This window comes from Verrucomicrobiia bacterium, from assembly GCA_035946615.1.
Lineage (GTDB): Bacteria > Verrucomicrobiota > Verrucomicrobiia > Limisphaerales > UBA8199 > DASYZB01.
In genome coordinates this window covers 1-21,623 of the sequence record DASYZB010000140.1, presented here as the reverse complement: position 1 = coordinate 21,623, position 21,623 = coordinate 1, and the positions used below count along the sequence as shown (strand labels likewise).

Genomic DNA, 21,623 nt, shown 5'->3' with positions numbered 1-21,623 from the left:
AAGAACGGGAATTCACCCAGGAGGACGCAGATAGCGCCAAGTCGATAATGCGCGAACACATCCATCTTACCGGCTTCTCGTCAATGAAGCTTTGAGTTGATATTCCAGGCGCTGCTCCTCGGTGGCCAAACGTTGTTGCAATAGGGCCAAGATGGATGCTTCCTCAGGTTGGAGTTCTTTCAAAGAGCCGGCGAGTTGTTCTTCTGCCCGCTGTTTCAGGGTTTGCACAAGGGTGCCGTCCAGATAAGCGCTCAGGACCTCCGGGTGAACATAACATTTGCGGCACACCGCCGCTGTGTTGCCGAGGCGCTTCGCGACTGATTCAATGGCTCGCAGAATATTCTTCCTCGCCTGGGCATGGGAATCAAACTTTTCAAACCCCTGCAAGGATTGCGCTGCCAGCACCGTTCCGGCCCAGGTCCGAAAATCCTTTGCGGTGAAATCGTCTCCTGTAATGGCTCGCAGGTACTCGTTCACGTCTTCGGATTTCACTTCCCCCGGTCTGCCGGCTGTGGCGATGTATTCAAATAATCCCTGCCCCGGCAGGTCCTGACAACGCCTGACGATTGCCGCCAGACGTTGGTCGCGGATGTCCACTTCGTGCCGTTTTCCTGCCTTGCCCCGAAAATGAAAACGCAGGGTCGAACCGCTCACGTCCACATGCCGTTTGCGCATTGTAGTGAGGCCAAACGAGTCATTCTCCCTGGCGTACTCCTCGTTGCCGACTCGAATGAGACTGACCTCGAGCAACCGCACAACGGTAGCCAGGACCTTCTCACGCGGCAGTCCCGAGCGAGCGAGATCTTTTCGGACCCGCCGGCGAATGCGCGGCAGGGCCTTGGCAAAAGCAATCATTCGCGCGTATTTGGTCTCATCACGGACCTCACGCCAGAGAGGGTGGTAACGGCTCTGTTTGCGCCGACGCGCGTCACGTCCAGTCACCTGCAAGTGGCCGTAAGGGTCCGTACAAATCCAAACCTCGGTCCAGGCGGGCGGGATTGCGAGGGTCTTGATGCGCCTGAGAACCTCAGCCTCGCGCACGGTTTGCCCGGTTGGATAACAATAGCGAAAGCCTTGACCTGTCCTTTGGCGGCGGATTCCGGGCATTTGGTCGCTCACATAGCGCAAGCCGGCGTGGTGGGCAGAGGCGACAGGGTCGGCGAGGGCGCCCGCGGCGTTCAAGGGCAGGTTGGTGAAATGGCTTGAGACCGCTCGTCGATTTGGAACGGGTTTGGTCCGAGAAGTAGTAAGGCTCTTCCGCAGCGAATGGGTCATGATACGGAATGGGTTGGCGCCGCCTGGAGCGGAAGCAAAGCCAGGATTTGGGCCAATCCTTGCTGCAGGCTCGAAGCCAGTTCGTCTGCGCCAAGAGACGGCTGGCGCTCTCTAATCTCCTGCACATCCTGTTCAGTGAGAACACCCCCAACAATTTTAAGTCCTTTTATTTGCTCGCGCAGACGCCTGCACAGATAACGCGCGTGCATGTAGCCGAACGGCGGCACGGCCAGGACACATACCACTTTGGGGGCCTCGCGGACCACGGTCTCAACGGATTCTCCCGCCAGTCCCGGTGGCAACGCGCGGGCGGCGATGCTTCTTTTATCCAACAATTGCACCATCATCAACGCAGCAATTGCGTCTGCTTCATCGCGGGCGGGAATGCAGAATATCTCCAGCTTCTCACCAGGGGGCGCGTTCTGGTCTTGTGGCGCGGGAATGGGAAGTTTTGCGTGAGTTTTGGAAGAATCGCTCGCAATCGTTTCCGGGCGTTGCGCTAACTCCTCGATCAGTTTGCGAGTGTTTTGGAACAGAAACCTCTGCCGCCTCTCTCCAAGCTTGCCGCGATGGCGGTCCTCTTCGGCCAGGCTGAGAGCGGGGATGATCATCGAATCGAAAAGCTCTTCCAGGGATTTGCCCTTGAGAAATTCCTCGGCAACTTGTCTGGCTTCCACCAATTCCATAGCCAGCATTCGCTGATAAAAACGCACCTGCGGCGGCAACCCTGGTTTGTCGGTCAGCAGGATTTGGAGGAATGCCAGATTGGGGACGTAGCGGCCCAGTACCACGACACACACGGTTAAGGGCGTTGAAAGCAACAAACCCACGGGACCCCATAGCCAGGTCCAAAACACCGCCGCCACCAAAACCGCCAGGCCGGAAAGGCCGGTCGAGTTGCCGTAAACTACCGGCTCGACGAAGTTGTAGGTGATTAAGTCGATGCCGAAATAGAGGCCAAAGATTAGAGGGACTTTCACCCAGCCCGGTTCGACAGCAAAGGCAATGGCGGCGGGCATTGCCGCCGCGACCCAAATGCCAAGATAAGGTATATACCTGAGCAGAGCGGCGAGCATGGCCCAAAGAAAGGGGTTGGGGACCTTCATGAGCCACAGGCCAATGCCTGTCAAAGTGCCGTAACACAGGTTAACGATCAGTTGCGCCAGAAGGTAGCGGCTGACACGGTGAGCCGCGTCGTCAAGCAATCGGGTGGTGAGATTGACGCGCCGGGTTCCAACCAGCCGGATTAATCGATCACGCAATGCCTCGCGCTCGATCAGCATAAACATGGCAAACACCACCACAATGGCCGCCGTCAGCACAATGTCCAACAGGGAGCCCAGGACCTTCTGAATTGCCGCCAAGGGCGAAAAGGGCAACCTGCGGATTTCGACCGGCACAGGCCGCTCCTCGGTCCGCTGATTGCCGGAGGCTGGAGGTGCAGGAGGATTGAGTTCATCGGCGAAATTGCGGATGACACGGCTGAAACCGGCAATCAGCCCGCCGCCAGATGTCCGCAGTGATTGAAGTTTTTTGTGAATGTTCTGCTGGTACTCGGGCAATTTGTGCCCCAGCTCCCCCAACTGAGCTGCCATGGTTGCCCCAATGGCCCCCACAATGAGGAAGGAGAGCAGCACCACCAGCACCGCTGAAGGCGCGCGGCCAAGTCCCCAATGCCGCAATCGGATGGCCAGAGGCGCCAGCAGAAACGCCACCAGAATCGCAAAGACAAACGGAATTATTACGGTGCGGGCAAAATAGAGCACCGTCACCACGACGAGAATGGTTAATAGACTATTCGATTCCCCGCTGCTTTTCCGGCGATTCTCGTCTGGCACTATGTTGTTCAGCCCTTTCTGGTGTGGTCCGGCATTCTGTTGATTGCTGGCGCAAGTCCCACCTCACCTTTCCCATCAATTATGCTTCATTTCACGTAGTCAAACACCCCAAGGGAAACGCTGCAAATGCGAGAAGGCGCAGGGAATCGCGTGAGCATTTCACTTCCATCTTCATAATCCATCCTTCATTCTTTTCTTCATGTTTTCAGACCTATTACGGGAATTTGACAGGCCCAATGCCCCCGGAATCAGCGCCATGGTCATCCGCGCCGGCAAACCGGTCTTTGCCCGAAGCTATGGCCTGGCAGACCTCGACCACCAAAGCCCCTGCACCAATCGAACCAATTTCCGCCTCGCTTCCGTCACGAAGCAATTCACAGCCATGGCTATCCTGATACTGGCGGACAGGGGCCGGCTCTCGCTCGATGAATGCCTGGCCGATCTTTTTCCCGGATTCCCTGCGTATGGCCGGGCCGTTACGATTCGACATCTCCTGACGCACACCTCCGGCCTGATCGATTATGAGAGGATTATGCCCAAGAACCTTAAGCTGGCTCTAAACGACCTGGACGTGCTGCGGCTGCTCCTGCGCCAGAGGCGGACTTACTTCCCGCCGGGCGCCCGGTTTCGCTACAGCAATTCGGGTTATGCGTTGCTGGCCCTGGCCGTTGAGGCGCGTTCGGATCAGACGTTTTCTGCCTTTCTTCGCAGGAATATCTTCGAACCGTTGGGGATGAGGCAAACTGTGGCTTATCAGGAGGGCTTGGCGCAAATAGCTAATCGCGCATATGGTTATACGAAAACGCAACGAGGCTATGAGCAGACTGATCAGAGCCTGACCAGTTCGGTCTTAGGGGACGGAGGGATTTATTCGTCGGTGGCGGATTTGTTTAAGTGGGACCAGGCTCTCGAGAGGGAGGGTCTGATGAGGGGGAAGTGGCTTGGCATGGCCTTCGCGCCTTCCATAGCCACTCCCTTGCCCAATACCGCCTACGGAATGGGTTGGTACATCACTCCTTTCAAGGATACCGTGCAAATTTGGCACAGCGGCAACAGCGTGGGGTTTACAAGCCGGATCACACGATTTCCTCAAGAACGGCTGACTTTGATCCTGTTAGCCAACCGTAGCCGAGCGCGTTTGGGCGGGCTAACGCGCCGCATTGCGCAGCGTTGTTTGTCAAGGTAGGACCACTCCTGCCGCATGCGATATAGCATTAAGCTGTTTTTGCCATAGGTTCTTATTAGGAAAATGTAGAAAGGTAGGTGTGTATGAATACAGCAACAGAAACAATCCAACATCAATCCATGCGAGAGTCGGCTTTCAAATTGGCGGCCGGAGGTTCGCTGGTGGAGGCTATTGGCGCTCTAGCGACCATAGCGCTCGCCATTGTCGGATTGGCGGGAGTTTTCTCGCCCACGATGGCAGCCATCGCCACCATTGTCATTGGGGCTTCCATTTTAATCGAGGGAGGGTCTTTTGGGGCCGTGACAACCCGAGAATCCGCGTCCGTGACTGAGAGGACTGAATGGAGCGGCGGAATGAGCGCCGGTTTTTTGGGTGGACTAACGGGTATTGTGCTAGGCATTCTGGCACTGCTCGGAGTGGCACAGATGACTCTGCTTTCGGTCGCAATCCTGACGTTTGGAGCCAGCTTCTTCCTGGGTAGCATGTCGTTTATGTCGGTCATGCCCGCAACCGTGGGAGGCCAGGTCCTCGTTGGACTAGCGGCCCTGGTGCTTGGTATTCTGGCCGTTATCGGGTTGGACCCGCTGACATTGGTGCTCGTTGGGCTATTAGCCTTGGGAGCTGCTTCCCTGTTCAGCGGGGCGGCTTTTGGAGCTAAATCGCTCTCTTGGGTCCAACGTTAAAAGCACTGGAGTCAATCCAAGCGCTGATGGCGCGCGCCCCTTGTCTCATGGAACCGCCGGTCCGACCCCGGCGGTTTTTTTGTCTGCATTTCCTCCAATTGGGGTTCTTTTGAGGGTCCGCAAAGCTTCTCTCTTTCGCAATAGTTCGATTCGCTCCGGTTCAGGCATTTCCGGTTGGCTGAGGCGATACATCAAGGCCGCCATTTCCTTTTCAAGGGACTGGGCACGGAGCCGGCTACATACGTCTGCGAGCTGTTGTTCTGGATTAGGCACAGGCCCTCCGCAGGCCGTGGCTTCGGCAATGAGGTTTTGCGAGCCACCCTCCGGGACTTGGGCGAGAAAAGAAGCCAGCGTGGTCCAAGTGCCATCCCGATGCGTGGCCAGCCGTTGACCCACGATCCCTTTGATTAATGGATTAATTATCCAGTTGATGTCCAGGTGCACGGCCGCCCAGGACACTAATTCTTCGTGGAGAAGCAATATCTTCAAAAGCCAGAATTCATGCGTTGAAGGCTGTTGCTGCGGCTCCCTTTCCAGGCTCACCTCCTCGGGTTTCTGCTCCAAAGCCCCCTTGCTCGATGCGAGCTTTTGGAATTCACGCCGCACCGCCTCAGGCGATACGCCGAGACGCAGGGCGGTCTTTTGCGCAACAGTCTCGATCAGAACATTATTGCCGGTTTTATGGACTGCGGCTGCCATCTCGCGAAGGACCGCCAAGCGGCCCTTATCGGTTTTGACATCATTATTCGCGCACAGCCGTTTAAGGTAATAATCGAAAAAACCGTCCGCGCCTTGGACGATCTCTTTGAATGCATTGCCGCCGTGGGCCTTGATAAAACTGTCCGGATCGTGGGGGGAGGAAACAACTGCCACACGCACGGCTAACCCCGAGGCCAGCAGGTGGTCGAGCGAGCGCACGGTTGCGTTTTGCCCGGCTTCATCGGAATCAAAGCAGAGAACGACCTCCTGGACATATCGCTTAAGGACTCGCGCGTGCTCGGCGGTCAGAGCCGTCCCTTGTGGAGCGACCACATTCTGGATGCCGGCCATAAAGCAGGAGATGAGGTCAAGTTGGCCCTCGCAAACCAACGCCCATTCCGCATCCAGCAGCGCTCGCTTGGACTTGTCCAACCCAAAAAATACTTTGCTCTTGGTAAAGATCGGAGTTTCCGGTGAATTCACATATTTCGCGCTCTTCTCATCCCCGGACAGGACCCGCCCGCTAAAGCCGATCACCCTGCCCTGCTCGTCGCAGATGGGGAACATCAAACGTCCACGAAATCGGTCATAATAATGATCTGTGCCTTCTTTGCGCAAAATCAGGCCCGCCTTCTCGACCAATGCCATGTCGAAGCCTTTGCTTTTGGCCCAATTGACCGTGTCATCCCACAGTTCGGGGGCGCACCCGAGCCGGAACAGCGTGATGGCTTCGGACGAAACCCCGCGTCGCGCCAAGTACTCCCGGCCAATCTGGCCGGAGGCTTCATTGGCAAGGGCGTTTTGCCAACGTTGCGCTATCTGCTCGTGGACCTGCAGCAGTTTCTCTTTTAAATGCCTCGACTGCTGCTCGCCCGGGTTTTGCTGAGTTTCAATCGGAATCCGGGCCCGTTCCGCAAGGCGCCGCACCGCCTCGGGGAAATCGATGCTCTCGAACTCCTTTACGAACGTGAATACGTTCCCTCCTTTGTGACAGCCAAAGCAGTGAAAGATTTGCAGGTGCGGATTGACGTTGAAACTGGGCGTCTTTTCTTTGTGAAAAGGGCAGAGAGCAACAAAATTCGCGCCCGCCCGCTTTAGTGGGATGTACCCTCCAATGACCTCGACAATGTCATTGGCGGCGCGAACCTGGTCGAGCGTTGCCTGAGAAAAAAAGCCGGACATCTCTGGCCGGCATTTTGAGGTAGAACCGCGATTTAATCCAGCGCCGAAGGGGCAGAAGCGAGGCCCACAAATGAAAAACCAGATTGATGAGGGAAAATGACAAAGGCTACGACGAAGGTGGTCCGTTCCAAGACCGGTTGCCGGGCTAGGGCAGGTTGGCTTCCTTTTGATGGAATTGCTTGTCCTCGGGCTCGGTGGGCTTGATCAACAGGAAGCCAAAATGGTCTCGAATCCAGGGCCCAGCGACCGATTCCTCAAAAACGATTTGCTGGGCGCTGTGCAAGGTGGGAAAATAATTGCTGCCATACATGTCATTTTGGAACCGGTCCATCGCTTGGACTTCTGCCGGGCTGAAATAGCGCGCGTTCAATAACGCCAAACCAACCAGGAGCATGCAACCGGCCCGCACCATGCCCGACCCCATGCCTAAATAATACTCTGACCGTCCAAAAATATCGCTCCCGATCAACTTCCCCCCAAGCTGGTGTTTAATGAAAGAAAAGGCCCCCAGGATTAAAAGCGCCCCCAAAATGTATGCCATCAAGAAGGACGCCAGCAGGCTGAATGGACTGGCTTGCGCAAACCAAAGACCGGCTGGCTCATAGACAATGGCGCACCCAATCAACACCGCCAGCCATTTCAGCAGGCTCATCAACTCTTCGGACATCCCGTGCTTGCGCCCAGCCAGCAGCCCCAGGGTCAGGACTGCAATCAGGACGCAGTCAAACATGTTGATTGGCAGATTATGCAGGTTCATTTTTCTTTCCCACTAATCGGCATGGCGATTCACTACCGGTTGTGAGACAGCCAGTTTCATGCCAAATCATGGCTTAAAAGTGTGCCATTTTGACACTCTCCCCCGTCCGTGGTGTGGCCTTGAAAGCGCCAGGGCACTGGCGCAGTCCGCGACAGTTCACGCGAACCGGCGCCAAGGGGCATCTACTGGCCGCTGCCAGTAAGCCAATAGCGTATGGCTGGGGCTTGAGGGTTTTGCGGATCGACCTTCAGAACCGCCAAGTACTGAGCGCGGGCGCGGACAGGGTCGTGCAGTTGCTGGGCGTACAGATTCCCTAGCGCCAGGTGAGTTCGACTTTCGTTGGGAAAGCGGGCCAGGATTCTTTCCATTTCATCCGCAGCATCTCGAATGAAGTTGGCCTGCTTGAGTAACAAAGCGAAGTTATAGCGGGCATCCAGAGATTCGGGGCGTATGGCCAAGGCCTCTTCATAGGCTGTCAGCGCCAAGGAAGTGTTTGTGGCCTGGGCAGCTACAAGCCCAAGGTTATACCAGGAATCGTAAAAAGCGGGATCGGCCTTAACCGAGCGCTGGTAGGCCTCGATGGCTTGGGGCAGTTGTTCGGCTTGCTGGGCCTTCACACCTTGCCCAAAGAGCAATTCCGCTTCGGATCGGTCTCCGCTGTCTGGTTTCAGTGGACTCTTGTAAGAATAACGTGCTGACAGCGCAACTGACGCGTCCGAAGCTCCCGCAGCCCGCTCCGCGTTCGCAGCCGCTTGCTCCACCGGGGGCTCGGAGCGCGCCGATTGAGGCAAAGCAGTCGGCGTCGCGGTCTTGTCCTGAGCGGCAAATAAAGTCAGCGGGTTCAGTCGGCGAAAAAATCCGCGCTTGGAGCTTTTGGATGGCTCTTCAGCTCTGGTGTCAGTCCGAGGGGCGCTCAACGGCTTTGCAAGGGAGCCCTGAGAGCCCAGGCTGGGCGAGGGCGAATCTTGAGCTGCTTTGAGCACTGGCTCTGCCGGTATGGTCTCGACTTGCACGATCGCATTCGTCTCCAGAGTTCTGGCCATGGGCTTGGGAGCGCCTTGGGCAGGGGACGTGTGATGTTCTTCGCCATGGACATCGGCTTTGGCCATAAAAATGCGTTCAGTGGCGTTAGTGACAGCCGGTCTGGGAGAGGCAGGAGGCGATTTGGCGGGCGCGGTGAAGTTGGTTTTAGTGCTCGCTGCGCCGGAAGCCGAAGAATGCAGTGACAACCAGGAGGGCCTCTGCTCCAATTCGCGAATCAAAGCCCGTACCGCCTCCGCGTTTTCGGGAGTGGGCTTGAGCGCGATGTACTGCCGGTACTGTTCGACAGCCAAGGCACGGTCGTTTAACGCCTCCTGCGAGACAATGGCCAGATTTAGCAAAGCGGGCCTGTAATCCGGCTGCTCCTTGAGGGCTTGACGGAAGTACTGCGCCGCTTCGGCCGGGCGTTGATGTTTAACGAGAACCAAACCCAGGCCATTCAATGCCTCGGCGTTGCCCGGGCTGAGCTTCAGGGCAGTGGTAAAACTCCTTTCCGCCGCCGTGAACTCGCGGGCGCGCCACTGCGTTGCCCCCAGTTTAAGCCAACCCTCGACCGCGTTGCTGCGGCGCAGGGTAAAAGCCGTTAATTCGGCTTTGGCCTGGTCCACGCGATTCTGTTCCAGCCAAAGGCAACCAAGGTTAAAGTGGACCTCGGACAGGTCCGGATCGAAATAAAGCGCTCGCTGGTAAGCCCTCGCCGCCTCTGCCGGCGCCTCAGCCTGATGATAGGCAACCCCAAGGTAGTTTAACGCTTGCGCGTTGGTATTGCCCAGCAAAAGCACAGCAGTTTTGAGTTTCTCAACCGCCTGCGCGTATTGGCCGTTTTCGAGCAGTTTTTTGCCCTGAAATAGCGCGCGAGGGCCGGGCGGGCTGCAGCCGGCAAGCAGGGCGCCAGCCAGAAGGATTACGACCGAACTTCGCGCCAGGTTTTTGGTGGTCACCATCGAGTGTCGTGGTAACATTGGTGCCGCGAAGTGTCAAGAAACGCACAACCAAAGTTCAAAAACCGCTTCATCGCCGCGTTGTCGAGCGGCTTGCTCACGCTGGGATTTGTTCAAGCCCATGCCGCTGCGCCTTTGCCCAATCCAGGTCCAAGTCCCAGGGCGCGCGTCATTGAGATATGCAGCGCCGACGCTACGGACGCTTTTCAGGCCCGTCCGCAGGTGGTCAAGCCCATGGTCGATCGCGCTATCATGGCCTTAACGGGCAAAACCAAACTGGCTGACGCGTGGCGGAGCATCGTCTCAACCCAAGAAGTCGTCGGGCTTAAAGTGTATTCGGTCCCAGGCCCCAACAGCGGTACCCGCAAAGCCGTGGTTGCGGGGGTCATTGAGGGGTTGCTGACCGCTGGTTTCTCACCCAAACACATCATTGTGTGGGACAAGCAGGTGACCGATTTGCGCCTGGCGGGCTTTTTCGACTTGGCCGAGCGCTATGGGGTTCGTGTCGCAGGAAGCGCTCAGGCCGGCTACGACCAGAATGCGTTTTATGAGAGCCCGTTGATCGGGAATTTGGTTTGGGGCGATCTTGAGTTTGGGCGGCAAGGGGCCGGTATTGGGCGCAAATCTTTTATTTCCAAATTACTCACCAAAGAGATTACAAAGATTATCAACATCACCCCATTGTTGAACCATAACTATGCCGGAGTCTCGGGCAATCTGTATGGCCTGGCGGTCGGCAGTGTGGATAACACCGCCCGGTTCGAAACCGACCCGGCGCGGCTGGCGATAGCAATTCCAGAAATCTACGCCAAGCCGGAGCTGAGCGATCGGGTGGTGCTCAACATAGTGGATGCGCTCATTTGCCAGTACGAAGGAGAGGAACGCGGTCTGCTTCATTACTCGGCTATCCTGAATCAGCTCCGCCTGAGCTATGACCCGGTCGCGCTGGATGTGCTGTCCATCCAGGAACTGGAGCGCTTGCGCAAAACAGCGGGGGTTCCCAACGTAAACACCAACATGGATTTATACAGCAATGCCGCCCTTCTGGAGCTGGGGACTAATGACCCCAGACGAATCGCAGTCGAATCCCTCGGCTTTCAGTAAAAGCGGGTAGAAATCTTTTTATCGCCCGGGGAGCCAATCGCGGCTATAGTTCGACAGGACATTGAATGGTTGACTTTGTTGTTTCGCTCTCGATGTTGTCGCGCCCGCGCCAGTTGCTGCCACGCTGGCTGTTTGTGGGTCTCGTCGCGTCCTGCTTGGGAATTTTGCCGGCATTTTCCGCCGTGCTTCCGGGCAACTCTTTACTGGTCAGCTCACTCCAATGGAATACGAACCGGAATCGAGTCAGGGCCAACATTGACAATGGGAACCTCAAGCAGCTTCTCGCCAAGATTGCCGCAGCCACCGGTTGGCAGGTATTTCTCGAACCCTCTGCCAGTCATAATGTTTCGGCGAAGTTTAACGATGTCCCTCCCGGTGAGGCCCTCCACCTGCTGTTGGGTGAACTCAATTACGCGCTGGTGCCCGGCACCAACTCGGGCCAGCGCCTGTTCGTCTTCCGCACCGGGCGAGAAAACGCGACACAATTGGTCCGTCCCTCGACGCCGCCAAACGGCAAGCTCATCCCGAATGAACTGATTGTGCGACTGAAGCCGGGGGCAAACATCGAGGATTTGGCCCGCCAACTTGGCGCGAAGGTCATTGGCCATATCGACAGCATGAACGCATATCGGCTGGAGTTCGAGGATGCGGCTGCCGCCGATGCGGCACGGCAGCAATTGGCCGACAATCCGCAGGTCGCCGCCGTGGATAGCAACTATTCGGTCGATGCTCCCCCGACGCCCGGCCCGTTAGCGGCGAGCACCCTGGCTGCGCCGCAACTGCAACTCAAGCCGCCGCCCGACAATGGAAAAGTGGTGGTGGGCTTGATTGATACCGCCGTGCAGCCTCTAGGAAATAACCTCGACCAGTTCATGCTGAAACAAATCTCCGTGGCCGGCGACGCTCAACTCGATCCCAAAACGCCATCACATGGCACGTCGATGGCCGAAACCATCCTGCGCAGCATCCAGGCGGTCACCCAAGGCTCGACTTCGGTCCAGATTCTGCCCGTCGATGTCTATGGCCCCAATGAGAGCACCAGCACATTTGACGTTGCGAATGGGATTGTGCAGGCGATTAACTCGGGCGCGAGGGTTATTAACTTGAGCTTGGGGAGTCCAGAGGATAGTCCCTTTTTGCACAACATAATCCAGCAAGCGCTTGACCAAAATATCCTCTTTTTTGCTTCGGCGGGAAATCAGGGCGGTACGCTCCCGATGTATCCGGCCGCTTACGCCGGGGTGAATCCGGTGACCGCCCTGGACCCCAATGGCCAGATTGCTTCCTACGCTGATCGTGGCAGTTGGGTCTCACTCGGCGCCCCGGGAACGAGTATCATCGTTTACGGAAACCAACCATGGTACGTGGTCGGCACGTCCCCCGCAGCGGCCTTCACGAGCGGTCTGGCCGCTGGCTATATGGATGTCAATCACAGTACTACCGCTCAGGCGCAATCCTTCGTCCAAAGCAATTTCGCCCTAAAATCTGCCTCGGGCCAGTGACTCGGTGGCCTTCCGAGTGTGTGTTTCGCTGGCTTGACATCACTGGTCGAGTTGCCAGACTCTCGAACCCACATGAGTTCGGACAATCCGATGAAGCATTTCATCCTCGCCTTTGTGCTGGCCTTGGGCTGTTACGCCCTGTTCTACCACGCCATCGAGCATCGGCGGACACGCAAAGGGCCTTGGCACGTCACCTTTACAAATTCACCCGCAGGCGCGCCCGCCCTTGTCATCAACCAGCACAAGCTCGCCATCACCAATGTCCAAATCGAGTTTCCCGACCAGATGCTTCCGGCAACCAATGCCTTGGGCTCTCTCATTTTCGCACAGCCGCAGCCCGTCCCGTATCCCGTCCCGTTCGGCTCCTGTATCTTTATGGACACGACATTCCTGCCGGGTACAGTCACTTTCCAGCTCTTCAATCATGAGATCGAGTTGCTGCCTCGCGTGCTGATTATCGATCGGCAGGAGCATCCCTGGCTTTCCGACAGCACCATTACCCTGCATGCGGCCCACGCACCGGTGGTCCCTCAATCACATTGATCAAAACCTCATCTGTAGATCAAATATTTCGCGCGTATCTTTTGGAACTCGTCCAGGTCCTTTTGCCAGCTCAGGTGAATCTCGCTGAGCGGTTTGTCGGCCTTAATCGCTTCCAGAGTTGGCGGGTGCAACAGCAGGTGGCTCACCTTGTCCGGGTCGAAGTCGTGCGGATAAAGACGGTACAAGGTTTTGGCAATCTGCAGGCCGACATCGACCACGTTGCAGGCTTGGCGGTCGGTCAGGAGGATGTAAACGCCCCGGCAGAATTGATTTTGGTATGTGCTGTAGGTGGGCGTAAAGCGGATGGGCACGAATCGGACGTCAGGTAAGCGGGCATGGTTCAATTCATCGGCCAGCCGCACATCATCGACGTACGGGGCGCCCACTATCTCGAAAGGGGTATCGGTGCCGCGTCCCACCGAAACGGCGCGCTCCAGAAGACCCAGCCCGGGATATAGAATCGCCTCGGTCAGATTGCGGATATTGGGTGAAGGGTCCGTCCACGGCAGCCCGGTTTGGTCGAACCACAAATCCCGGCGCCAGTTCTCCAGCGGGATGACAGTTAAATCCGCCGCGCAGTTGCGCTCGGCTTTGAACATCCGCGCCAACTCGCCGATGGTCATCCCATAGCGAAGCGGGACCCGGTGAAATCCAACGAAACTAGGTTCGCCGATTAAGACCGGCCCATCAATGGTCACGCCATTGAGCGGATTGACCCTGTCCAGGACAAAGTATTTCTTGCCATTCTCGGCGGCGGCTTCCATGGCCAAGGCCATTGTGGCGGTGTAAGTGTAAAACCTGCAGCCAATATCCTGGATATCGAAGACCAACGCATCGAGGTGCTGAAGTTGCTCGGGTTTGGGTTTGAGATGCTCGCCGTAGAGGCTATAGACAGGCAACCCGCTTTGCTCGTCCACCTCATCGGAGACCGGCTCATCTTTCAGGCCACGGATGCCGTGTTCGGGACTGAAGAGTGCCTTAAGTTGAACCTCCGGAGCGTGCAGGAGCAGATCAATGGTCGGATTGCGCTGGCGGTCATGGCCCGTATCGTTGGTAATCAGGCCAACCCGCAGGCCCTTGAGCGGCGCGAAATGTTCTTTCACCAGAACGTCAATCCCATTGAGGGTTTTGAACTGAGCCACGGGTTTTTCCCGCACCAAGCGGGGCTCTGCGTTAGTCCATGGCGGAAGCGCGCCGGGCACGTAGGTAAAATTGTAATCCGCGATGGCTTGGGCCGCCAAAGTGGCAAGCTGGGCCCGAAGTGCCCCGACATTGCCTTCCTCTGTCGGATGATTGCGGTTCGACAGGAAAATCACGAAGCTTTGGGAAAAAGGATCAATCCAGATGGAAGTGCCGGTCCAGCCGGTATGGCCGTAGGAACCCAGTGGGAAAATCTTCCCGCGCGCCCCGCTGTAGCCCGAGTCGATATCCCATCCCAGCCCACGACGGTCTGAAATGTAAGGAGGGCTTTGAACGCTGGTCATCAAACGGACCGTTTCGGGTTTCAACACGCGCGCGCCCTCCAACTCACCCAAATTGAGGAGCATGCGGGCATACCGCGCCAGGTCTGCGGCTGTAAAGAACAGCCCGGCATGGCCCGCGACCCCGCCCATCTTGCGCGCCGTGGGGTCATGCACCACTCCGCGCCAGGGTTTGCCATCCACCATCTCCGTCGGCGCGATGCGCCCCAGCTTCGATTCCGGCGGCAGATAACCCGTATCCACCATCTTGAGCGGTTGGTAAATCTCGCGGGCAACAAATTCATTGAGCGGGATTTTGCTCACGCGCTGGACGATTTCGCCCAGGAGAAAGAAGTTGATGTCGCTATAGCGGAAGACTGTGCCGGGCGGACTTACGAGCTGCGCCGCGCAGGCCTTTTGAATGGCCGTTTCGGACCCATGCCAGTCGGTGCGGGTCTCGATATCGCCGGGCAAACCCGAGAGGTGCAACATGAGTTGCCGGACGGTAATGGCTTCCTTGCCCCCGCCCTTGAACTCCGGGATATAGGTTTGCGCGCGCTCATCCAGACCGATTAAGCCGCGCTCGACCAGGAGCATTACCGCTGGGGTGCAAGCAACCACTTTGGTTAGCGAAGCGGCATCAAAAATCGTGTCTTCGGTCATCGGCTCCACATCCGGGACCAGGGCGCGATGGCCGTAGGCCTTATGATAGCTGAGCCCTTGGTGTTCAACCCACAACACGCCACCGGGACATCGGTGCTCGGCTATGGCCTGCTCGATGGCTGCGTCCATCTTGGCAAGCTTTTCCGGGCGAAAACCCGCCTCGCCAGCCAGCACTGAGAGCAAACCGAAATTGAACGCGAGCCAGAGGCAGCAAAGGAAGGAAGCAGACCCCAACGAAACGCGACGGCAATTCATCATTATGCAGGATTAAACCCAGGCTCTGGTCGCGCGGCAACCGTAAAGTCCGGTTGTATCGACTCGGGCCGTTGTGAATAGCGGTGAATAACTCCTGATTGACTGACCATTCCCGCAGAGCAAGCCTTGGCTCCGATCCAGCATAGTGAGGCGGCGCGGTTCGCCGCTGGCAAAACTCTGCCCACCACAGCGGGTACAACAATGGTTCCGGCGGCAAATCTGTTTCGACACGCGGCTTTCCGTTCCTCAGTCGCAGGAGTTCTCTCAATCTTTTTCTCCGCCACGACAATCCTGGCCAGCAACGTGGCTCTGGCTTGGAACCCCAGCCCTTATACCGGACCGACGGTGGCGGGTTACCGGTTGTATTATGGCACCGTCAGCCAGCAGTACTCAGCTATGATCGATGCGGGTAATGCGGACTCTCTGACGGTTTCGAATCTGGTCGCAGGCACCACTTACTATTTCGCCGTCACGTCGTACACCGATACTGGACTTGAAAGCGCCTTTTCCGGAGAGGTTGTTTACACCGTTCCTGCTCCCGCCGCGCCACCGACAATCGATCCACTGGCGGACTTAACAATCAGCGAAAACGCCGCTCGGCAAATCCTTCGCCTCTCCGGAATATCCGCCGGCGCCGGGAACCAATCTCAGCTCATTGGTGCGACTGCCACCTCGAGCAATCCAAACCTACTCCCAAATCCGGTTGTCGATTACACCAGCCCAAACTCGACGGGTGCCATCACATTCGCTCCGGCAATGAATACATTTGGCTCAGCGCTCCTCACGGTCACTGTGAGGAATAATTCGCTCTCCAACAACACGGCATCGAGCGCATTTACCGTGACGGTGAACCCCAATCCGGCTGCTTTGGAGATCGCTACCAATGCCGTCGTGGCGCCCAACTCGACTTTTTGGTTCGCGCTCAATGCACCTATTGCAAGCGCCGGAGGGTTGAATCTGAGCCTGGATGCCGGGGCGCCAACAGGCGCGCAAATTCTCACTCGGAACGGCGTTGCGGCCCTCGTATGGACCCCCTCGGTTGCCCAGGCCTCAACAACCAATCTAATCGATGTGATTCTCACCAATGCTGCCATGCCGGATTTCGCTGAGCATCAAGCCGTGATTGTTGTGGTGCAAAACCTATTGACCCTAAGCCTCGGCGCAACCTCGGTCGAAGCCGGCCAAACGGCCAATGTGCCGATTTATCTCTCTTCGAGTGATGGGGTGTCGAGCCTCACGTTTGCTGTAGGCTGGCCGTTCGATACGCCCCCTTCTATTTCCATGAATGGTGTCCTTTCCACCGTGCTCAACCAGGCGACGAACCTGTTGGTCACGATTCAAACTGGTCTCCAACCCATTCAAGGCTCCAATCTCATCGGTGAGTTAAACTTCCAGACCTCTCCGCTGCAAGCCTCCGGCTTTAGCGATCTGCCGGTCCAAATCCTCGGCGCCCTCGATGCGAATCAATCGCCTTATCTGAACTTTGGAACCGCAGCAGGCCGGGTTGCGTTGGTTGGGGATGTTCCCTTGCTGCAGGCGGCTTTTATGTCGGGACAGGTGGTGAGGTTAACCCTTTTAGGCAGCGTGGGCGCCAGTTATGGTTTGCAGTACGCTACTAATCTAAACCCGCTGGCCTGGTATGATCTGCTGGATTACTCGCAAACAAGCATCAGCCAAACGCTGGACCTGGCCCCAACCAATCCACTCACCGTTTTTCGCCTAATCCAGCGTTGATTGCACCCGGCGCCGCAGTCCCAGGGCCAAGGCGCCCAATCCCAGGCTGATCAGCCCAACTGAGGAAGGCTCTGGCACCGGTTGAGGTGAAAAACCCAGGTTATCCACGATCAACGGCTGTTGGGTTTGCATCGAATCGTTCTCGATTTGCACGGTGGCAAATTGCCCATCAAAGGCTGAGATGTCCCCGCTGTACAGGTCTCCGCCCATGGAGGTCATAGGAATGACGCTGGAATCGATGCTGAGGGTGAAGTCCCCGGCTGCAAGCATGTGGAACGATTTCGCGTCGCTTGGAATCACGCCCTGCTCCGAGATGGAGGCGTTGACCCAGGGTGAGTTCGGATCATACCGGTTGAAATGGCCGCTCACTAAAGCCAGCGAGTAATTCCCCGCCAACGGCGACCAAAGAGTCGATGAGGAGTCCACCAGGAAATAGTATTGGGCGATGCTCGCCTGAGGAGGATTATGGTGATACACAAAGACCGAGTCCCCCCCCTCGGCATGCTGCCAACCCGGCGCTGCCAGACTCCAACCCAGCCAGATACCATCCGATGGGATGGACGAAGCCCCTATCCCTTCAAAATCCAAGTCGCTGAAATTCTGGCCCAGAGCGGTCAGGAGCATGCTGGAAATTGCGACCGCCGCCCAGAACCTGGGGTTCAGGCGGATGCCAAAACACAAAGCCCTTCCGGCAAGCAAATAGCGCTGTTTGGTCACGAATAAGATCAGACCACTTTAGCACAAAATGGAAAAGACCAACAATTACGGACAAAACCGTAGGCAAAACCACGGAACTGGGTGCTTTAAAGCAGATTGATCGGCAGCTCGTTCCCGGCCCGGTTCTCGTCAGAAAAGCGGTCTTCTGATGCTGTCATGTCCTTACGGCTGGCACTGTGCTTTTCCTGGCCAGATTCAGAGTCTTTCCGCCCCTGGCCATTCGCTTCTCGGGTTTGAGTTGTCAGGAGCCGACGAAGGTCTGTCAGGACCCGGCAGGCGGCGGCCATTTCGTTGTCCGGTATTTGGCTCGACAGGGCCGCCAGCCATTCGCCCTCATATTGCGCTGAGGCCGCAAGTGCTAACACGCCCTGCTCACTGAGGGCCACCAGGGGAGACCTTTTGTGCATAGGATTATGGGTTAATTCCAAATAACCCTCGGCGGCCAACCGGTTGACGAGGATTTGAATGTTCTGACGCGAAGTCAATCGGAGCCGGCCAAGCTGCGGCACGGTTTGGGGTCCATGCGCGTTGAGCAATTCCAGAATGCCCAGGCCAGCGCCCGGGGCGTCCTGGATTCCTGCGGACCTGGTCACCTGCTTGAGCTTGAGCGCCACCGCGGCGATTTCTCTCAAAAACGCCCGCAACCCACTCGCGCCTGCTCCCGCCGCAAGACTGTTAGCCTCGGGCTGGTGCTCTTGTGGGCTCAAATCTCCCATCCCGCGCGGTTTTTGCGAAACTTCAACTCGTTCGCTTCGGGTGAATTGCTGAATTCGAATTTCGCCGTGTCCCATTGGAGCTTTTGGTTTACTCGCTGAGCAATGGTGCCCAGCAGGATGGTCTCGGCAAACGGATAGGCGGCTTCGAAACTAGCGTCTGAAGGCTGACCTCCCCTGCAGGCACGGATGAATTGGTCCAGTTCATCAATGGGCCGGGGCAGTGTTTGCGGGGGCGGTTTAAAGTCACGCATTCGCGCTTGCGGTATCAGGCGTGGGTTCTCACCCATGAACCCAGCCAGCAGTTTTCCGTTATCCCCAACAAACAACAGTCCCTCTTCGGGCATTGCTTCGCCATCACGCTCGAGTTCGGACGGGATTGGCGGACGCAACCCTCCGTCATACCAGTGCAGAGTGACCGGCGGCAGTCCTCCCCGCGCGGGGAATTGCCAATGGATGAGCGAGGCCTCCGGGTAAGAAACTCGGTTCACTTCCTTGTGCCACGTGTAATCTTTTATCTTCCAAAATTGGCTGCGAGTGGACTCGACGCTGATGGGTGAGCCGAGTTTAAGAATGGCGAATATCTGATGAAAACTGTAGTGGCCCATGTCGCCCAGCGCCCCGGTGCCGAAATCATACCACCCTCGGAACACCACATTGGCGTAGGCCGGATTATATGGCCGCTCGCTGGCTGGTCCCAGCCACAGATTCCAATCCAAACCCTCGGGGACCGGTGGAGTGTCCTTGGGCGGTTCGATCATGCCTTGTGGCCAGAAAGGACGCGATGACCAATTGTGCACCTCCCGGACCGGGCCGATGGCCCCTGCCCCGAGCCATTCGGCAATCGTGGGGGTGCTCCCCATGCCGGCTGAGCAAAATAACTGGTTCGCCACCCCCGTTTGACGCGCCGTGTCGCGCACCTGACGCACTTCATTGAGCACATTCGAGACCGGCTTGTGCGTGATAACGTGTTTGCCCGCCCGCATCGCCCGCACCGCAATGACACCGTGCAGGTGTTCGGGCGTCATAATATAGACCGCGTCAAGGTCCTTCTCGTTTTCGAGGAGTTCGCGAAAATCGCTGTAAGCCCGGCAGGCGGTTGCTGCGCTCTTCTGTTTGGCATAATGCCGATTGACAACCTCGAAGCCGACCTCCCGCCCGCACAACCCGCCGCGCGCACCTTGAGCCCAGTTGGGGTCTCCGACGAACTTGCGAATCTTATCGTTTAACTCGTTTCTGCCCCATTCCGGGTAATCGTCGCTGCGCCGATTCGGGTCGCAAACCGCCGCAATTCGGATTTCGGGCTTCTCAAGGGCCTGCATGAGTTGGCGCAGCCCTTGGGTGCCGCAGCCGACGTACCCGATATTGATCCGCTCGCTGGGGGCGACGTAACGCGGTCCGCCCAGCACCTCCCGCGGCACAAGGGCAACCGCCGCCGCCGCCGCGCCCGCCCCCGCCAGAAACCGGCGCCGGGACAGCGGGTTTGCTGGATTGTTTTCGCTCACTTTAGTTTCAGAGCGATTTCTTTCTCCAACTCGTGGGCTAAATCGATGTCCGCGCCGCCGCCCGGTGTGCGGGTCTGCACAGTGACCTGGGTGATCTTGGGGTCCACCGGCTCGACGCGTACCCACACATTGCGCTGGTTGACTTTGCCCTCCACGGTTTTGACCGTATTGGTTTGATTATACAGAGTGCTCTCGTTGACCAGCACGCCGTTGTTGCTGATCACTTGCTTGGCCGCTTGAAAGACCTCATCCACCGACCGCTCATACCGCCCCTCGACGCGGTCTTTGATAAAGGGCATACCAGGGGTGGTCCGCTGGTTGACCGTGCTGACGCATCCGGCCAGGAGCAGCACCGCTCCAATCGACATCGCCAAAAACTTCAATTTCATGCTCGCCATGCAACCACATTCCCCAAAACCGTCAAGCCCGATCACACCAGAGGCAAAATGAAGAAGCCAGAAAGCCGCCCCCGTTGATTTGGCGCGGAGTTCGCCATGATGTATGCTGGCATCGGCCTTATTTGCATGAAACACCCGATCATTTCGAGAGGTGAGGCATTGGGAATCCTCAAAAATGACCTCCGCAAGGCGGCGCTCACCAAACATGCTGCCGAGTTGGCAAATGCCACTCAGGAGGAACGCCAACAGATTCTTAAACGTATAGACCGGAGCGTTCAAAAGGAACTCTGGCGCCGCATGGAATTCCACACCCTGATACACTGAATTTTTTGCACCAGAGGCAAAAGGCAGAAACACGAGCCAGAAATATACAGGACGGGGAAAGAAAGAGAATGCGGTTTGATTTATCGCTCACTGCATGTGGAGTGCGGCGGCAAGCGCAGCGCGACGCCGCTTTTGGATGGCTCGCTTGATGCTCGGCACGCTTTTGATTTTGTTGCGGGAACGTAAGCAACCGAGCCATTCTGAGATCGGCGCGCTTCTTGTGGTGTCCTCTATGCGATAGCCCTTGGTGGGGTGATATGGCTCCTGGGGTTCCAACCCCACATGTGGTCCAGCGCGTTCGTATTCGGTTCACTTGCTCTCGGCTGTGCTTATGGCTACTTCCGGAGCCGTGGTGCAGCATCTGAGGCATCCGTTGGGCCTCGAAGAGCACTGACAGAAGTAGAAAATGTCAACGACAAGCATGTGAAACGGATGAGGGGGGCGGCGGTTGCGGGCTGCTGCACGACGCTAGCTGCTACCTTCATGTGCTCCGGCGCCGAGCGCTTCGACCATTTCGATGATATCCTCGTTCCATGGAGGGACATTCCGCAACGGCTCCCCTTCTCTCTTTTAGCGGGAGTTATTGTTGCTCTGTGGTGGCTCTTTGCCGAGAAGAGAACATCCTGAGGCCACCTGCATGGCCGCCTCGATTCAACAATCGTGGAAATCGGCGCGTGTTTGTCATGGGCTGTCCTCGTCTAAAAGGGGTGAGCACGAGTCGGCCTCCTCTCGCCCTTTGTTGCTATCACTCGCAAAACCGCCGTAGCACGCAATTTACGAATCCAAATCTGGAGATCGAAACGGCCCGATCAAGCTCCTTCTGTTCTTCCACCTCAACCTTTTGAAGTATCGGGCCATACTTGGCTGCGTCCTGTTTAAGGTCCGCCTTCCATCCGTCCACCAGTTCCTCAACTTTTTCCAACTGGTCCTTATCAGTCCAAATGCCGCCGCATTCAGGACACTTGTGCAGAATAATCCCGCTGGTGTCCGCATAATTGAAATGCTCCATCTGCACGTTTCCGCAGGCAGGACAATTCAGCTCATCGTGATCGTCTTTCTCAGATGTGAAGATTTCTTTGTTCACGGCTGCTAATGAGGAAATC

The 21,623-nt window shown here is 57.0% G+C and carries 18 protein-coding genes; 7 read left to right on the top strand and 11 right to left on the bottom strand.

The window, feature by feature from the left end:
• Positions 1–66: 66 nt before the first annotated feature.
• Both VG146_20310 and VG146_20305 read right to left on the bottom strand, forming a co-directional pair.
• A complete protein-coding gene (locus VG146_20310; protein HEV2394702.1) occupies positions 67–1,182 on the bottom strand; it encodes a DNA topoisomerase IB in 1,116 nt (371 codons plus the stop codon).
• A gap of 89 nt (positions 1,183–1,271) precedes the next feature.
• Entirely contained in the window at positions 1,272–3,113 is a 1,842-nt protein-coding gene (locus VG146_20305; protein HEV2394701.1) for an AI-2E family transporter, read from the bottom strand.
• Between the two features lie 199 nt (positions 3,114–3,312).
• Between VG146_20305 and VG146_20300 the strand changes: the two genes are divergently transcribed.
• Together VG146_20300 and VG146_20295 are read left to right on the top strand one after the other, a co-directional pair.
• Positions 3,313–4,299, top strand: coding sequence for a serine hydrolase domain-containing protein (locus VG146_20300; protein HEV2394700.1), 987 nt, complete (start codon positions 3,313–3,315; stop codon positions 4,297–4,299).
• An 83-nt stretch (positions 4,300–4,382) separates the two neighbouring features.
• Positions 4,383–4,982 (top strand): hypothetical protein, encoded by a 600-nt coding sequence (locus VG146_20295; GenBank protein HEV2394699.1) that lies wholly within the window; start codon positions 4,383–4,385, stop codon positions 4,980–4,982.
• 45 nt (positions 4,983–5,027) lie between these two features.
• On the opposite strand, the gene dnaG is transcribed toward VG146_20295, so the two are convergent.
• The 3 genes from dnaG to VG146_20280 all read right to left on the bottom strand — a co-directional run bounded on the left by dnaG (position 5,028) and on the right by VG146_20280 (position 9,605).
• Positions 5,028–6,863, bottom strand: a complete 1,836-nt coding sequence (gene dnaG / locus VG146_20290) for a DNA primase (GenBank protein HEV2394698.1) — start codon at positions 6,861–6,863, stop codon at positions 5,028–5,030.
• A gap of 145 nt (positions 6,864–7,008) precedes the next feature.
• Positions 7,009–7,620, bottom strand: coding sequence for a CvpA family protein (locus tag VG146_20285; GenBank protein ID HEV2394697.1), 612 nt, complete (start codon positions 7,618–7,620; stop codon positions 7,009–7,011).
• A 182-nt stretch (positions 7,621–7,802) separates the two neighbouring features.
• Complete coding sequence (locus VG146_20280) at positions 7,803–9,605, bottom strand: tetratricopeptide repeat protein (protein ID HEV2394696.1); 1,803 nt, start codon at positions 9,603–9,605, stop codon at positions 7,803–7,805.
• Between the two features lie 30 nt (positions 9,606–9,635).
• Here VG146_20280 and VG146_20275 point away from each other — a divergent pair, with 30 nt between their 5' ends.
• From VG146_20275 to VG146_20265, 3 genes are all read left to right on the top strand, one after another.
• Positions 9,636–10,706: a DUF362 domain-containing protein gene (locus tag VG146_20275; GenBank protein HEV2394695.1), complete on the top strand. Its 1,071-nt coding sequence runs from the start codon at positions 9,636–9,638 to the stop codon at positions 10,704–10,706.
• A 65-nt stretch (positions 10,707–10,771) separates the two neighbouring features.
• Positions 10,772–12,208: a S8 family serine peptidase gene (locus tag VG146_20270; protein HEV2394694.1), complete on the top strand. Its 1,437-nt coding sequence runs from the start codon at positions 10,772–10,774 to the stop codon at positions 12,206–12,208.
• A 72-nt stretch (positions 12,209–12,280) separates the two neighbouring features.
• Positions 12,281–12,751 (top strand): hypothetical protein, encoded by a 471-nt coding sequence (locus VG146_20265; protein HEV2394693.1) that lies wholly within the window; start codon positions 12,281–12,283, stop codon positions 12,749–12,751.
• 8 nt (positions 12,752–12,759) lie between these two features.
• Here VG146_20265 and VG146_20260 read toward each other — a convergent pair whose 3' ends face one another.
• Entirely contained in the window at positions 12,760–15,132 is a 2,373-nt protein-coding gene (locus VG146_20260; protein ID HEV2394692.1) for an exo-beta-N-acetylmuramidase NamZ domain-containing protein, read from the bottom strand.
• 123 nt (positions 15,133–15,255) lie between these two features.
• On the opposite strand from VG146_20260, the gene VG146_20255 reads away from it, so the two are divergent.
• Positions 15,256–16,863, top strand: a complete 1,608-nt coding sequence (locus tag VG146_20255; protein HEV2394691.1) for a fibronectin type III domain-containing protein — start codon at positions 15,256–15,258, stop codon at positions 16,861–16,863.
• Here VG146_20255 and VG146_20250 read toward each other — a convergent pair.
• The 4 genes from VG146_20250 to VG146_20235 form a co-directional block, all read right to left on the bottom strand.
• Positions 16,849–17,487, bottom strand: a complete 639-nt coding sequence (locus VG146_20250) for a PEP-CTERM sorting domain-containing protein (protein HEV2394690.1) — start codon at positions 17,485–17,487, stop codon at positions 16,849–16,851. The two genes, VG146_20255 and VG146_20250, sit on opposite strands and share 15 nt — an antisense overlap.
• 179 nt (positions 17,488–17,666) lie before the next feature.
• Positions 17,667–18,287 (bottom strand): helix-turn-helix domain-containing protein, encoded by a 621-nt coding sequence (locus tag VG146_20245; protein HEV2394689.1) that lies wholly within the window; start codon positions 18,285–18,287, stop codon positions 17,667–17,669.
• Complete coding sequence (locus tag VG146_20240) at positions 18,284–19,798, bottom strand: Gfo/Idh/MocA family oxidoreductase (GenBank protein ID HEV2394688.1); 1,515 nt, start codon at positions 19,796–19,798, stop codon at positions 18,284–18,286. Before VG146_20240 ends, VG146_20245 begins: the two co-directional genes overlap by 4 nt.
• On the bottom strand, positions 19,795–20,187 hold the full coding sequence (locus tag VG146_20235) for a DUF3568 family protein (GenBank protein ID HEV2394687.1): 393 nt from the start codon (positions 20,185–20,187) through the stop codon (positions 19,795–19,797). Before VG146_20235 ends, VG146_20240 begins: the two co-directional genes overlap by 4 nt.
• Before the next feature lie 135 nt (positions 20,188–20,322).
• Between VG146_20235 and VG146_20230 the strand changes: the two genes are divergently transcribed.
• Positions 20,323–20,520, top strand: coding sequence for a hypothetical protein (locus VG146_20230; GenBank protein ID HEV2394686.1), 198 nt, complete (start codon positions 20,323–20,325; stop codon positions 20,518–20,520).
• Positions 20,521–21,265: 745 nt separating this feature from the next.
• On the opposite strand, the gene VG146_20225 is transcribed toward VG146_20230, so the two are convergent.
• A partial coding sequence (locus tag VG146_20225; protein ID HEV2394685.1) for a zf-TFIIB domain-containing protein occupies positions 21,266–21,623 on the bottom strand: 358 nt, incomplete at its 5' end.